The 13103-nt window shown below is 69.4% G+C and carries 13 protein-coding genes; 5 read left to right on the top strand and 8 right to left on the bottom strand.

The features are described from left to right. Window positions 1-9: 9 nt before the first annotated feature. Complete coding sequence (locus tag GVY64_RS19185) at window positions 10-603, bottom strand: TetR/AcrR family transcriptional regulator (RefSeq protein ID WP_159843306.1); 594 nt, start codon at window positions 601-603, stop codon at window positions 10-12. Window positions 604-776: 173 nt separating this feature from the next. Between GVY64_RS19185 and GVY64_RS19180 the strand changes: the two genes are divergently transcribed. Beyond that, window positions 777-2252, top strand: a complete 1476-nt coding sequence (locus tag GVY64_RS19180; protein ID WP_159843304.1) for a sulfatase-like hydrolase/transferase — start codon at window positions 777-779, stop codon at window positions 2250-2252. A 78-nt stretch (window positions 2253-2330) separates the two neighbouring features. Here the strand turns inward: GVY64_RS19180 and GVY64_RS19175 are convergent, their stop codons facing one another. Further along, the gene (locus GVY64_RS19175; RefSeq protein ID WP_063023190.1) at window positions 2331-2750 is read right to left on the bottom strand and encodes a cold-shock protein; all 420 of its coding nucleotides are present in this window, start codon (window positions 2748-2750) and stop codon (window positions 2331-2333) included. 188 nt (window positions 2751-2938) lie between these two features. Here GVY64_RS19175 and GVY64_RS19170 point away from each other — a divergent pair, with 188 nt between their 5' ends. Together GVY64_RS19170 and GVY64_RS19165 are read left to right on the top strand one after the other, a co-directional pair. Beyond that, window positions 2939-3181 carry a hypothetical protein gene (locus tag GVY64_RS19170; protein WP_236566984.1) on the top strand — a complete coding sequence of 81 codons (243 nt, stop codon included), beginning with the start codon at window positions 2939-2941 and terminating at the stop codon, window positions 3179-3181. Window positions 3182-3588: 407 nt separating this feature from the next. Then, window positions 3589-4215, top strand: coding sequence for a resuscitation-promoting factor Rpf1 domain-containing protein (locus GVY64_RS19165; protein ID WP_159843302.1), 627 nt, complete (start codon window positions 3589-3591; stop codon window positions 4213-4215). Between the two features lie 83 nt (window positions 4216-4298). Here GVY64_RS19165 and GVY64_RS19160 read toward each other — a convergent pair whose 3' ends face one another. Continuing rightward, entirely contained in the window at window positions 4299-4487 is a 189-nt protein-coding gene (locus GVY64_RS19160) for a hypothetical protein (protein ID WP_039795086.1), read from the bottom strand. A 110-nt stretch (window positions 4488-4597) separates the two neighbouring features. Here GVY64_RS19160 and GVY64_RS19155 point away from each other — a divergent pair, with 110 nt between their 5' ends. Next, a complete protein-coding gene (locus GVY64_RS19155; RefSeq protein ID WP_159843300.1) occupies window positions 4598-6892 on the top strand; it encodes a helicase-associated domain-containing protein in 2295 nt (764 codons plus the stop codon). Here GVY64_RS19155 and GVY64_RS19150 read toward each other — a convergent pair whose 3' ends face one another. Beyond that, window positions 6893-7423, bottom strand: coding sequence for an LppU/SCO3897 family protein (locus GVY64_RS19150; protein WP_201298067.1), 531 nt, complete (start codon window positions 7421-7423; stop codon window positions 6893-6895). Window positions 7424-7719: 296 nt separating this feature from the next. Here GVY64_RS19150 and GVY64_RS19145 point away from each other — a divergent pair, with 296 nt between their 5' ends. Continuing rightward, the gene (locus GVY64_RS19145; protein ID WP_159843298.1) at window positions 7720-8550 is read left to right on the top strand and encodes a hypothetical protein; all 831 of its coding nucleotides are present in this window, start codon (window positions 7720-7722) and stop codon (window positions 8548-8550) included. 4 nt (window positions 8551-8554) lie between these two features. Here the strand turns inward: GVY64_RS19145 and GVY64_RS19140 are convergent, their stop codons facing one another. The 4 genes from GVY64_RS19140 to GVY64_RS19125 are packed head-to-tail and all read right to left on the bottom strand — an operon-like array spanning window position 8555 to window position 13097. Beyond that, complete coding sequence (locus tag GVY64_RS19140) at window positions 8555-9976, bottom strand: M1 family metallopeptidase (protein ID WP_328820976.1); 1422 nt, start codon at window positions 9974-9976, stop codon at window positions 8555-8557. A 60-nt stretch (window positions 9977-10036) separates the two neighbouring features. Beyond that, window positions 10037-10675, bottom strand: coding sequence for a LysE family translocator (locus tag GVY64_RS19135; RefSeq protein WP_159843294.1), 639 nt, complete (start codon window positions 10673-10675; stop codon window positions 10037-10039). Window positions 10676-10728: 53 nt separating this feature from the next. After that, entirely contained in the window at window positions 10729-11397 is a 669-nt protein-coding gene (locus GVY64_RS19130) for a DUF3239 domain-containing protein (protein WP_159843292.1), read from the bottom strand. 41 nt (window positions 11398-11438) lie between these two features. Beyond that, on the bottom strand, window positions 11439-13097 hold the full coding sequence (locus tag GVY64_RS19125) for a DNA repair helicase XPB (protein ID WP_159843290.1): 1659 nt from the start codon (window positions 13095-13097) through the stop codon (window positions 11439-11441). Window positions 13098-13103: the final 6 nt, after the last annotated feature.

Raw genomic sequence — 13103 nt, 5'->3', positions numbered from 1 at the left:
CCTCGGGCGCTACTTCGTGAGCGCGGTGCGCACCAGGCGCGCGACGGCGTCGATGCGTTCGGAGGAACCGCTGCCGCCGACCTGCACCACGGTGATCACGACCGCGGTGAAAACGGCCTCCAGCGCGATCGCGGTGTCCCGCGGATCGAGATCCGCTGTGATGTCCCCGGACTGCTGACCGGCGCGCAGCGACGCTTCCAGCACCTGCCGAATGCGCTGCGGCACAACGCCGTCCACCAACCGGACCAGCAACCCGGGCTCCTGGCCCGCGAGGACCCGATGCACCAGCGGGTAGGAATCGAGCCGGGTCACGAACCGGCCGACCACCTGCTGCCAGTACGCCTCGTCCATCGGACCCGACCGGGGCAGCGCGTCGTCGCACAGTCGCGCGGCATCACGGTCGAAAGCGGAGACGAACAGCGCCTCCTTGTCCGCGAAGTGGAAATACACCGCCGAGGGCGCGAGCCCGACCTCGCGCGCCACCGCCGCCACCGACGTATTGCGGAAACCCTGATCGGCGAACCGGCGCGTGGCGACGTCCAGGATGGCCTGCCGCGTCTGTTCTCCGCGTGCCGTGGCGGAGGTCGTCTCGGTTCGTGACACGAGTGCACGGTATCGCGCCGACCTCACCGGCGAAAAAGTTCAACTGAATAATTTCGTCAATTAATCAGTTACAGTGGGTCGCGCCCGTCTGTGCAGCAGGAAGGTTCCGCTTCGTGTCCGACTTCGAACCGCACCCCAGGTCCTCTCGCCCACCGGCCCCGAACCGACGCCGGATGCTCGCGATGATGGCGGCCGCGTCCGTGCCCGTCCTGAGCGGCGTGCGCGCCGGCGCGGCGGCCGCGGCGCCGGCGTCGCGGCCGAACATCTTGGTGCTCATGACCGATCAGGAGCGCGCGGATGTCGTCCTGCCGTCGGGCTTCACCCTGCCCGCTCGCGCCAGGGTGGAAGCCGCGGGCGTCCGGTTCGCCATGCACCACTCTCCAACGGCGCCGTGCTCGCCTGCGCGGTCGGCGTTCTTCACCGGGCAGCACGCTCCGGCCACCGGCATGACGGACAACGTCCGAGGCAACGACCTCATGGGCGCGGCGCTCGGGCCGCTGCACGCCTGGAGCCCGGACCTCGACACCACGATCCCCACCATCGGCACGGTATTGAAGAACGCCGGCTATCGGACCGCCTACATCGGGAAATGGCACCTCTCCGAGCCGGTCGGCACCGACGGCTCCGCGCTCTCGGCATACGGATTCGACGAGGCTTACGACATCCTGTCCGGCGGCGGGCCGAACGAGGGCACCCATGCGGACCCCGGCGTGGTGGGCAACGCCGTCGACTGGCTGCGGCGCCACGGCGGCGACCGTCAGCCGTGGATGTGCGTGGTCAGCATGGTGAATCCGCACGACATGATGTATTGCCCGCGCTTCTACCGACTGGAGGACGTCCCCGAGCACGGCGCCGACGTGCCGCCGAACTTCGAGTCGGATCTGTCGGCCAAACCTCGGGTGCAGTCCGTGTGGCGCACCATGAACGAGGCCGTCGGCGGCCCGATGCCCCATGACGTCGATTCGGCGCTCGGGCGCACACAGTGGCGGCAGTGGGGGAACTGGTATCTGGAATTGCTGCGCCGCACCGACGAATTGATGGCCCAGGTCCTCGAGGCGTTGGACCACAGCGGCGGCGCGAGCGACACCGTCGTGGTACGGGTCGCCGACCACGGCGAGCTCGGCGGGGCGCACGGACTGCGCCAGAAGGGCGCGATGATCTACCGCGAGAACAACCGCGTCCCGTTGGTCATCGCCGATCCCCGTAATCCGGCGACGCACGGAACGACCACGGCCGCACTCACTTCGCACATCGATCTGGTGCCCACCCTGGCCGCCCTGGCCGGGATCGACGCCGCGACGGGGAGCCCGCTCACCGGCAAAGACCTCACACCTGTGCTGGCCGACCCCACTCGCTCCCTGCGCGACGCGATCCTGGTCACCTCCGATGCCGAGTCCAGTGGCGGTCGAGCACCGGGCGTCAAATACTGCCTCCGAGGCGCCATCACGCCCCGCTACAGCTTCGCCCGTTACTCGACACCCCGGGACATCGCCGGATCCCGCGCCGATTTCGAGTACGAACTCTACGACCGGCAGGAAGATCCCCACGAGATGCGCAACCTCGCCCACAACGGAGGCGCGGCCGAACTAGTCGAGGAGATGAACGATCTCGTCGATTCGCTCGTCACCCGAGAATTGGGCGGACGGTGATCCGCCGCTGCGCGTGCACCTCCGGACGGCAACCGTGCACGGCCGCGTGAACGCACAGCGACGCGAACGCCTCGGCGACTACCGGTCCAGTTCGCGCGCCACCGCGCGGACGACCTCCGAGATGCGTTGCGCCGTCTTACGATCCGGGTACTTGCCCTTGCGAAGGTCGGGCTGCACCTTCGCCTCGAGCAAGGTGATCATGTCCTCGACCATGCCGTGCAACTCGTCCGGCGTGTGCCTGCGCGCGGCAGGTTCCTTGCGCGCGTTGCGTTCCTGACCCTGCCGGACCGACGGCGGCGCCTCGAGCAGCTTGAGGCTGAGCGCCTGAGGGCCGCGACGGCCCGCGGCCATGCCGAATTCGACACGCTGGCCGGGCTTGAGACCTTCGACGCCCTGAGGGAGCGCGGACGAGCGGACGTAGACGTCCTCACCCTCGTCCTGGGAAAGGAAGCCGAAGCCCTTTTCGACGTCGTACCACTTCACCCTGCCGGTCGGCACTGCGCTCACCCGTTCGTCATCGAAAACTCGGACCCCTACGGCCCGAGCACATCCGTCTGCCGGGCCGATCCCGCGACCGGCCCTTTTCTTGTGCGAAAAGAACGCGCCCAGCACGATTGCAGGACGCGATTGCCATCGAGTCTACCCCGGTGCGAATAACGCAAGCACATCAGTTTTACCGTCGAGCCGTGACGAACCCTTCCGCTCCGACCCCATCCGGCGGCGCGCCCAAGCGGCGCGGCGACTGGTTGCTGCAGCTCGCGCTCGCCATGTTCGCGCTCGGATTGCTGGCCATCGTCGCCATCTTCGCGATTCCTGTGCTGACCGACGGCGAGCCGGGCCTGTGGCTCTATTTCGGGGCCATGCTCGCACCGCTGGGGTTCGTGCTCGCGCTCGTGTTCGCACTGCGCTCGGGCCGCAGGGCCCGATAGCACCGGAGCGCGGCCTCCGAAGCGGCGAGAACCGGGTACCCGCCGCGATCGTTACCCACTCGGACATGTGATCCTCGTCACATTACGAGAAGGTCACGGCGCGGCGACAGCACTGAGCGGACTCGGCCGTAGCGCCTCTAGCTGCGCGAAGGCCGCTTGCGCAGTTGAGACCGGGTCGAGACCCGTTGGTACACGCCGGTTACCAAATAGTGATTTTTCCCGCCGTTCGACGTACGGTCTTATCCAGCCGGGACACCCGGCGAACCACCGGCCCGCCGCACCGAGCCTCGCCCCGCGGGTACCGGACCCCCGACGGAAACGTAGGGGCGAGGGCGGAACGGACGACCTCTCAGTCCGAACCAGAACCGAAGACGTCGCAGGTGCGTCGAGAGGAAGACGAACCCGATATGAGTGGACGCCATCGCAAGCCAAGCTCGACCGGCCGCACGGTAGCCAAGGTCGCCGTCACCGGCGCCATCATCGGCACCGCTGGTGTGGCTTTCGCAGGCAACGCCAGCGCGGCACCCGACTCCGACTGGGATCGACTCGCTCAGTGCGAGGCCGGCGGCAACTGGGGCATCAACACCGGCAACGGTTTCCAGGGCGGGCTGCAGTTCTCGCCGAGCACGTGGCGCGCCCACGGCGGCCAGGAGTACGCCGCCAGCGCCAACCAGGCCAGCCGTGAACAGCAGATCGCGGTCGCCGAGAAGGTGCTCGCCTCGCAGGGCTGGGGCGCTTGGCCCTCCTGCTCGTCCAAGCTCGGCCTCAGCAGTGCGCCCACCCCGCGCTCCGCGCCCGCCCAGGCCGAAACCCCCCGCTGGAACCCCGCGCCGCAGGCCGCCCAGGCCGCGCCGGCGGACACCCAGCAGATCTTCTCGGCCGTCGACCGCGCCCTCGAGGTCGTGCAGAGCCAGGGCGTTCAGGTGCCCAAAGAAGCTCTCGACTTCTTCAATGCCGCCAAGTCCAGCGGAGTCACCCTCGACCCCGCGATCGTGAACTTCTACGAGGCGAACAAGGGCCTGCTGCCCTCCTGATCGCCACGCGACGTCGAGAAGGGCCCCGCATCACTATGGATGCGGGGCCCTTCTCCGTAGCCGAGAACGTTCCGTTCGCGCGCTCAGCGGTTGATCACCGTGTTCGGGTGCATGTAGGGCAACTGCTCAGCGGGGACCGGAAACTCGGTGTCCTCACCGTAGGGCGAGAGACCACCGGAGCGGGCCGAGGAGAGCTCGGTGACCGCGTGGTCACCGTCGGCGACCTTCGGCCAGCCGTTGTCGACGTAGGATTTCTTCGATTTGTTCACCACGCCCTCATTGTGGCATGGGCCGTTCTCCCCGGACGCGCCGCAGCCCGCACCGCGCGGCCCGCACCGCCGCACTCCGGCGGGCGACCGCCCAGCATCGTAGGCTGGATCGGATGACCGCGACCGACTCCCTCGCCGGATGGCTCGGTGCCCGCAGTGATGCCCAGCTCGTGACGCTGTTGCAGCTTCGGCCCGACCTGGCCGTGCCGCTGCCCTCTTCCATGGCCGTGCTCGCCGCCCGCCTCGAACAGCGCGCGTCGGTGCTGCGCGCCACCGAAGACCTGAACACCCTCGATTTCGCCATCGTGGAAACCCTTGCGATGCATGGGGTGACGCGCACCGACGGCGGTCCGCTCCGCCGCGCCGAACTGCATGTGCAATTGTGCGAACGGGTGCCGGCCGCCGCGATCGACCACGCGCTGGAGCGGCTGACCGCTCGCGCGCTGGTCTGGCTGAACGTCGACGAGGGGCTGCACCTGATTCCGGCGGCCGCCGAGGCGTTGCCGTGGCCGATCGGCACCGCGACCGAGATCCCCGACGCCCTCACCGAACCCGAGGTGGTCGCGGCGCTGCCCGAACTCGTCCCGGCCGAACGCGCTCTGCTGGACAAGCTGGCCACGACCGGACCGCGCGGGCGCACCAAGGACGCCGCACCGGGCACGCCGCCGGACCGCCCGATTCAGCGGCTGCTGGCGCGCAGGCTGCTGCACCGGATCGATGACGAGACCGTCGAGCTTCCCGTCACCGTCGGGCAGGTGCTGCGGCGGGAACCGGTCACCCACCCGCATGCGCTGACTCCGCCGCAACCACAGACCGTCAAACAGACGCCCGCCGATGTGAACGCCGTCGCGGCGGGCGAGGTCGGCGAGCTGCTGCGGCACTGCGCCGCCGTGCTCGATGTGCTCGGCCAAGCCCCCGCTCCCGCCCTGCGCGCGGGCGGCCTGGGCGTGCGGGAACTGCGCCGCATCGCCAAGCAGGCCGGTGTGGACGAGCCGCGCGCGGGTTTGCTGGTGGAGCTACTGGCCGCCGCGAAACTGATCGAGAAAGGTTTGCCGGACCCGCCGCCGGACTTCGATACGACCGACGACTTCTGGGCGCCGACACCGCTGGTGGACTCCTGGCTGGAATCTCCGCCCGCGCGGCGCTGGGCCACGCTCGGATCGACCTGGCTGGACTTGGATCGGATGCCGTGGATGATCGGCATGCGCGATGCCAACGACAAGCCCCTTGCGGCGTTGGCACTGGAGCTGCGCAGCCCGAACGCGCCGCGCGATCGGCGCGCGATCCTCGCCCTGCTCGCCGAGTACCCATCCGGCACGGCGTTGGAGCCCGCGGACATCGGCCGGGTACTGGCCTGGCAGCAGCCCCGCAGGCGCAGGAACTTCCGACCGGAGGTGGTCGAACAGACGCTGGCCGAGGCGGCGGCGCTCGGATTCGTCGGCCGCGGCGCGCTCGGCTCGGCGGCGCGGGCACTCCTGCACGCGGCGCCGACCAGCGTGGCCGACGCGGAGGCGCAGATGGAGGCGGCGCTGCCGGAGCCGGTGGATCACGTGCTGGTGCAGGCGGATCTGACGGTGATCGCGCCGGGTCCGTTGACCGCCGACCTCCAACGGCGCGTGGCTCTCGCCGCCGACGTGGAATCCGCGGGCGCAGCAACGGTGTATCGGATCGGTGAATCCTCGGTGCGCCGCGCTTTGGACGCCGGTTCGACGGCAGCCGAGCTGCACGCGCTGTTCGCCACACATTCCCGGACGCCGATCCCGCAGGCGCTGACCTATCTGATCGATGACGTGGCCAGGCGCCACGGTCAGTTGCGGGCGGGCATGGCGCAGTCGTTCATCCGCAGCGACGATCCGGCGCTGCTGGCCCAGGTGCTCTCGGCGCCGGTGGCGAGCGAGTTGGCCCTGCGGGCCATCGCGCCGACCGTCGCCATCGCCCAGGCGCCGCTGGGCGAACTACTGGAGCGGTTGCGCGCTGCCGGATTCGCGCCCGCGGGTGAGAACTCGGCCGGCGCGATCGTCGATCTGCGGCCGCGCGGCGCGCGCATCTCGGTGCGCCCGGCCGCGCGGCAGCCGTACCGGCCGACCCCGCCCAGTACCGAGCAGCTCGAACTGCTCGTCACCGAGTTGCGCGCCGGCGAACGCGCCGCCAGCGCCAGGTCCGGTCAGGCGGTGCGCCCGGACGGCACCCGGACCAACACCGCCGCCACCCTCGCCCTGCTCCAGCTCGCGGCGCGGGTGCGGCGGTCGGTGAACATCGGCTACGTCGACGCCCAAGGGGTCGCCACGCAGCGGGTGGTGGAACCGTTGAAAGTGGGCAACGGTCAGCTCGACGCGCTGGACCCCGTGACCGGCGCGGTCCGGCACTTCACGCTGCACCGGATCGCGTCGGTCGCCCTGCTGGAATGATCAGCCCTTCGGCTTGGCCGTGCAGAAAGTGGCCTTGGGGTCGGTTTCGATCAGCCGGAAACTGTCGGCGTCCGCACCGCACAGCAACTCGTCCGCCTGACCGTCGATCCGCTTCAGCACCTTGAAGGTGGCGTCCGGCGAGGCGCAGTCCACGTGCTTGTATCCGGTGGTGCTGCTCTCGTTGTAGCAGCTGCCTTCCTTGAAGCTCGGCGCCAGGCACAGGAACGCGGTGGTACCGCCGGCCAGGGTCTCCTCGTAGGAGGTGTAGTCGGCGGCGCAGTCGGTCTTCTTGTCGGACGACTGCGCGACCTTGTACACGGCCTTGTCCGACGAGCAGTCCACCGGCTCGGTCTTGGAATCGACCGCCGAGCCCTCGATGACGTTGATGCAGTCGCCGACCTTGGCCTTGGCGGTGTCCGACTTGCCCGCGTCCTCGATCATCGAACAGCCGGCCACCGCGACCACCACCGCGGCTACCGCGACGAGGGCGAGCACGATGCGTGCCAGCAGCCTCGCTCCTGGAAACTTCACCTGAAAACCTCTCTCACCGAACACGTTCACGGGCTCGTGAACGCGGTGAGGATACCCGTACGACCACGGCGGCCGCATCAGCTCACCGGGTGAAGGCGAACGGCGCGCGTCAGATGCCGTGCGTGCCGTACAGCCCCATGAGCGCGTAACCCAGGATGCTGGGAAGCAGACGGCCGAGCAGCAGGAACGCAGAGTAATTCACTAGCAACGCCTTTCGCATCTTCTATGCAACTGGACTGATGTCCGGTATGCGGAGTGTGTCGTCGGCCGAGACCCGGCCGTTACGCTTGGGCAGTATGACGGTCGAGGACGTGGCGCGCGACCTGTACGGCCTGGCGCCCACGGAGTTCGTCACGGCGCGCACGGACCGGGCGGCCGCGGCGAAGCAGGCGGGCGACAAGCAGCTCGCGGCCGCCATCGGCAAGCTGCGCAAACCCACGCTGACCGCGTGGGCGGCCAATCTGCTGTCCCGCGCCGCGCCCGACGACGTCGACGCACTGCTGCGGCTCGGCGCCGCCCTGGCCGCCGCTCAGCGGAAACTCTCCGCCGAACAATTGCGCGAGCTGACCACACAGCGGCAGCAACTGGTCAACGCCCTCGCAAAGAAGGCGGGGACGCTCGCCGCCGAACAAGGCCATCCGGTCGGCGAGAGCGTCGTCCGGGAACTCGGCCAGACGTTGACCGCGGCACTCGCCGACGCGGAGGTGGCCGACCGACTGCGCTCGGGGACCCTCGTCACGGCCGCGAGCTACGAGGGCTTCGGGCCGAGCGGCCCGGATCTGCTCGCGGTTCCCGAACCGGCCGCGCGGCGCGGACGGGCGGCATCCCGGCAGAAGCCGGACGACAGTGCCCGCCGGGAGCTGGCGGAGGCTCAGGAGGCGCTCGGATCCGCTCGCGCCGACGAGGATTCGGCACGCGCCGCGCTCGCGGAGGCGACCGGGGAACTGTCCGCGGCGGAGGAACGCGTGGCCACGCTGCGCGACGAGCTCGCGCACGCCGAACAGCAGCGGCAGTTCCGCAAGGCGGCAGAGCGGTCGGCGAAAGACGAACTGCAGGCGGCACGCCGTCAGGTGGAGCGAGCAGAACGCAGGGTGGCGAAGGCCGGGCAGCGCGTGGCGGACGACTGAGGTCTCAGCTGCGCAACACGCCCGGGAACAGGTACTCCTCCGGCGGCGGCGCGGTGGTGTTCAGCCATGCGTGAAAGAAACCGGTCAGGTCCACGGGCGACCTGGACTGCACGAAAGCGCGGAACTCCGGCATCGAGGCGTTGCCGTAGGCGTGCACGGCGAGGAAGTCCCGGACGGCCCCGAAGAACACCTCGTCGCCGATCTGTTTGCGCAGTGCGTGCAGAAACAGCGGGCCGCGGTAGTAGACGGAGGTGAACTCTTTCCCGACGCCGGGGTTCTCCAGCGGAACGTTCCAGAACTTCTGGTTGTCGCGATACTTCTGGATGGTCTCGCGGTAGTCGTCGTCGACGTTCTTGCCCTCCATCCGCTCGGGCCACAGATAGTCGGCGGTGTAGCTGGCGAAGCACTCGTTCAGGCAGATGTCCGACCACTGGCGCACCGACACCCAATCGCCCCACCACTGGTGCGCGATCTCGTGCACCACGGTCTGCAGGTCGATCGCCGGCGCGTAGACCGGGCGGGTCTGGGTCTCCAGCGAGAAGGAGATGTCGGCGTCCAGGTGGATGCCGCCCGCCGCCTCGAACGGATACGGGCCGTAGAGGTTTTCGGCGAAGTCCAGGATCTCCGGCAGACGCTGCTCCAGCTCGCGCTGGCGCTCCTCGGCGTTCGGCGCGAACGCGCTGATCAAGGGAATGCCGTCGGCCCTGCGCTGCTCGAGGTAGTCGAACTTGTCGATCGCGACGGTGGTCAGGTAGCCGAGCACCGGCTTGGCGTTGATCCAGCGGACCGTCCGCTTCGCACCGTCCACCACGTTCTCGACGCGCACGCCGTTGGAGACGACCTCCCACTCGGCGGGAACCGTCGCGTTCAGGCTGAACGTGGCCTTGTCCAGCGGGGTGTCGTTGAGCGGGTACCAGCTCGTCGCCGAGTGCGGCTCGCCCGCGACGAACGCGCCGCCGCTGGGAGCGAACGTCCATCCCTCGCCGTTGGTGTTCACCGCGGGGCCCGCGTAATCGACGGTGACGGTGAACGGCAGGCCGGGCAGCAGGACGATCGCGGGCGTCACGGTCAACTCGTGCTCGCCATTGCGCTCGAAGGCGGCGGGAAGCCCGTTCACCGACACCGTGCGCACCTGCGGCCCCGCGTAATCGAGGTTGAACACGCGCAGGGCCTGGGTGGCGTGCGCGGTGATCGTGGCGGTACCTGCCAGCGCACGGCTCGGCGGGTCGTAGTCGATCCCGACATCGTAGTGGTGGACGTCGTAGCCGCCGTTGCCGTCGAGCGGGTAGTACGGGTCGCCCAGTCCCGGTGCGCCGACCAGCGGATCCGGTGGCGGGTCGGCGTGCGCGGGCACCCACGACCCCGCGACGACCACGCACGCGACCGCGGCGCACATCCGGCCGGACAACCTCATACGAACGACCACCCCTTTCCACCCCGCCTGCTGCCGGTACCGGCGCACCGACTTCGCTGGATGGTAACGGCTTCAGTCGCCGCTTCCGGTGAGCGCCACCGACGCGCCGACGCCGAAGATCATCACCCCGCCCGCGCCACCGACCGCCTCCAACCTGCGCGGCGACTTGGCGAACCAGGACCTCGCCGAGGCGGCCAGCAGCGCCCACGCGCTGTCGGAAACCAGCGCGATGGCCAGGAACACGGTGCCGAGCAGCAGGAACTGCCACGACAGCGAACCCGCCGCCGGGTCGGCGAAGTGCGGGAGCACCGCGGAGAAGAAGACGATCGCCTTGGGATTGGTCAACCCGACGATCGCGCTCTGGCGCAGCACCCGCGTGTGCGGCTCCGGTTCGATCGAGGCGCCCAGCGCTTCGCGCAACGCCGAACGCCGACGGATCGCCTGGATTCCCAGATACATCAGATACAGCGCGCCCGCGAACTTGACCACGGTGAGCGCCAGCGCCGACGCGGTGAGCAGGGTCCCGAGACCGAAGGCGACCAGGACCAGAGCCGCGTAGACGCCCGCCGCGTGCCCGAGCACCGAGAGCAGCGCCGCGCGGCGGCCGAGCGTGAGCGCGCGACCGATGGTGAACAGCACCCCGGGACCGGGCACGACGATGATGACCACCGCGGCGGCGACGAAAGCCAGCAGATCGGACGCTGGAACCATGTTTCGAGTCTAAGCGCCGCCGCAACCGGTAAAGCGCGCGAGGGCAGCCGGATTCAGGAACCGAGGTCGCCTGGCAGGTGGTGCGGGTCGAGCAGCAACCGTTTCGTCGCGGTGCGCCGCACCTTCTCGGCGAGCGCCAGATTGTCGGTGAGCAGCCGCCACTCGGCCTCGCTGATCGCCGCACGGGCGCGGGCGATGACCGAGCCGTCGGTGGTGCCCCAGGCGATCGGCATGGCGCTCACCGATTGCCAGCGCTGCCCCACCTGCCGCGGCGCGCGGTCGGTGCGCACGGCGACCGACGGCACGCGCTCCCCCGCCCTGGCCTTGTGACCGGGGAGGTCGCGGACTTTCCTGGTCACCAACGCATAGCGCGGATCGCTCGTATCCGGCGTCGACACATCGACCAAGGCGAGCAGCACCACGCCGGAGGGGCGCGCCTCCGAGACCACCGCGGGAACCAGCTCACCGTCCGCGTACAGCTTGTCGATGCTGGAATGCCACGGCGTCCACAGCGCCACCCACAACGCCGTCACCGCCCCGAGTGCGAACGCGACCGCGAGCAGATACGCCCAGGGATGATCCAGCCAGATGAGAAACGCCGTCCCGGTCGCCGCGACGACCGCGGCGGCGATGGCCAGGAGACGCAGCCGGCGAAGGTCGGCGAAGACTTCGTTGACCGCGTGGGCGTGGTTGCGGTCCACCGCGAATTCGAAGCGTCGCACGCCCTCATTCCTAGCACAGCTTGCGGAGGAATTTCCTCCGCTTATCCGATGGTGGGGCCGAGCAAGTCGTCGGCATCCGTGATGCGGTAGGCATACCCCTGTTCGGCGAGAAAACGCTGACGATGCGCGGCGTATTCGGCGTCGAGTGTGTCACGCGCGACGACCGAGTAGAAATGCGCCTGGCCGCCGTCGTGTTTCGGACGCAGCAGCCGACCGAGACGCTGCGCTTCCTCCTGCCGCGAGCCGAAGGTACCCGAGACCTGCACGGCCACCGACGCTTCCGGCAAATCGATGGAGAAGTTCGCCACCTTGCTCACCACGAGCACCGGAATCTCGCCGCGCCGGAACGCGTCGAACAGTTCCTCGCGCTCCTTGGTCTTCGTCGAGCCCTGGATCACCGGGGCGTCGAGCGCGGCGCCGAGTTCGTCCAGCTGATCCAGGTAGGCCCCGATGACCAGGCTCGGCGCGTCCTGATGCTGCGCCAGGATCGACTCGACCACGGCGATCTTGGTGTGCGCGGTGGAGCACAGCTTGTAGCGCTCCTCCGGCTCGGCGGTCGCGTAGGACATCCGCTCGGCATCGGTCAGGGTGACCCGGACCTCGATGCATTCGGCGGGCGCGATCCACCCCTGGGCCTCGATGTCCTTCCACGGCGCGTCGTAGCGCTTCGGGCCGATCAGCGAGAACACGTCGCCCTCGCGGCCGTCCTCACGCACCAGCGTCGCGGTCAGGCCCAGCCGCCGGCGGGACTGGAGATCGGCGGTCATCCGGAAGACCGGGGCGGGCAGCAGGTGCACCTCGTCGTAGATGACCAGGCCCCAGTCACGGCTGTCGAACAGTTCCAGGTGCTTGTACTCACCTTTGGTGCGACGCGTGATCACCTGGTAGGTGGCGATGGTGACCGGGCGGATCTCCTTGCGCTCGCCGGAGTACTCGCCGATCTCGTCCTCGGTGAGCGAGGTGCGCGCGAGCAGTTCGCGCCGCCACTGCCTGCCCGCCACCGTGTTGGTGACCAGGATCAGCGTGGTGGCCTTGGCCTTGGCCATCGCCGCGGCGCCGACCATCGTCTTGCCCGCGCCGCAGGGCAGCACCACCACGCCGGAGCCGCCCGCCCAGAACGAGTCGGCGGCCATCTGCTGGTAGTCGCGCAGGTGCCAGCCATCGGTCGCGTAGTCGAGTTCGATCGGGTGCGCCTCGCCGTCGACGTAGCCCGCGAGGTCCTCGGCGGGCCAGCCGATCTTCAGCAGCGTCTGCTTGATCCGGCCGCGCTCGGACGGGTGCACCACCACCGTGTCGTCATCGATGCGCGCGCCGAGCATGGGCGCGATCTTTTTGTGCCGGAGCACCTCCTCCAGCACCGCGCGATCGAGGCTGACCAGCGTCAACCCGTGCGCGGGATGCTTCACCAGCTGCAACCTGCCGTAACGGGCCATGGTGTCCACCACGTCGACCAGCAACGGCTGCGGCACCGCGTATCGGGAGAAACTGACCAGCGCGTCCACCACCTGCTCGGCGTCATGACCTGCCGCGCGGGCGTTCCACAGCGCCAGCGGCGTCACCCGATAGGTGTGCACGTGCTCCGGCGCCCGCTCCAGCTCGGCGAACGGCGCGATCGCCTGCCGCGCCGAATCGGCCAGCTCGTGGTCGACCTCCAACAGCAGCGTCTTGTCGCTCTGCACGATCAGCGGACCGTCGTTCACAGTCCC

It is taken from the genome of Nocardia sp. CY41 (assembly GCF_009829325.1).
Taxonomy (GTDB): domain Bacteria; phylum Actinomycetota; class Actinomycetes; order Mycobacteriales; family Mycobacteriaceae; genus Nocardia.
Note: the sequence above shows the minus strand (reverse complement) of the source record. Positions and strands in the feature narration are given on the sequence as shown.

Bases quoted from the DNA above. Each gene is read 5' to 3' on its own strand.
- GVY64_RS19180 (WP_159843304.1), top strand. From the start codon at position 777: ATGCTCGCGATGATGGCGGCCGCGTCCGTGCCCGTCCTGAGCGGCGTG.
- GVY64_RS19165 (WP_159843302.1), top strand. From the start codon at position 3,589: ATGAGTGGACGCCATCGCAAGCCAAGCTCGACCGGCCGCACGGTAGCC.
- GVY64_RS19155 (WP_159843300.1), top strand. From the start codon at position 4,598: ATGACCGCGACCGACTCCCTCGCCGGATGGCTCGGTGCCCGCAGTGAT.
- GVY64_RS19145 (WP_159843298.1), top strand. From the start codon at position 7,720: ATGACGGTCGAGGACGTGGCGCGCGACCTGTACGGCCTGGCGCCCACG.
- GVY64_RS19135 (WP_159843294.1), bottom strand. From the start codon at position 10,675: ATGGTTCCAGCGTCCGATCTGCTGGCTTTCGTCGCCGCCGCGGTGGTC.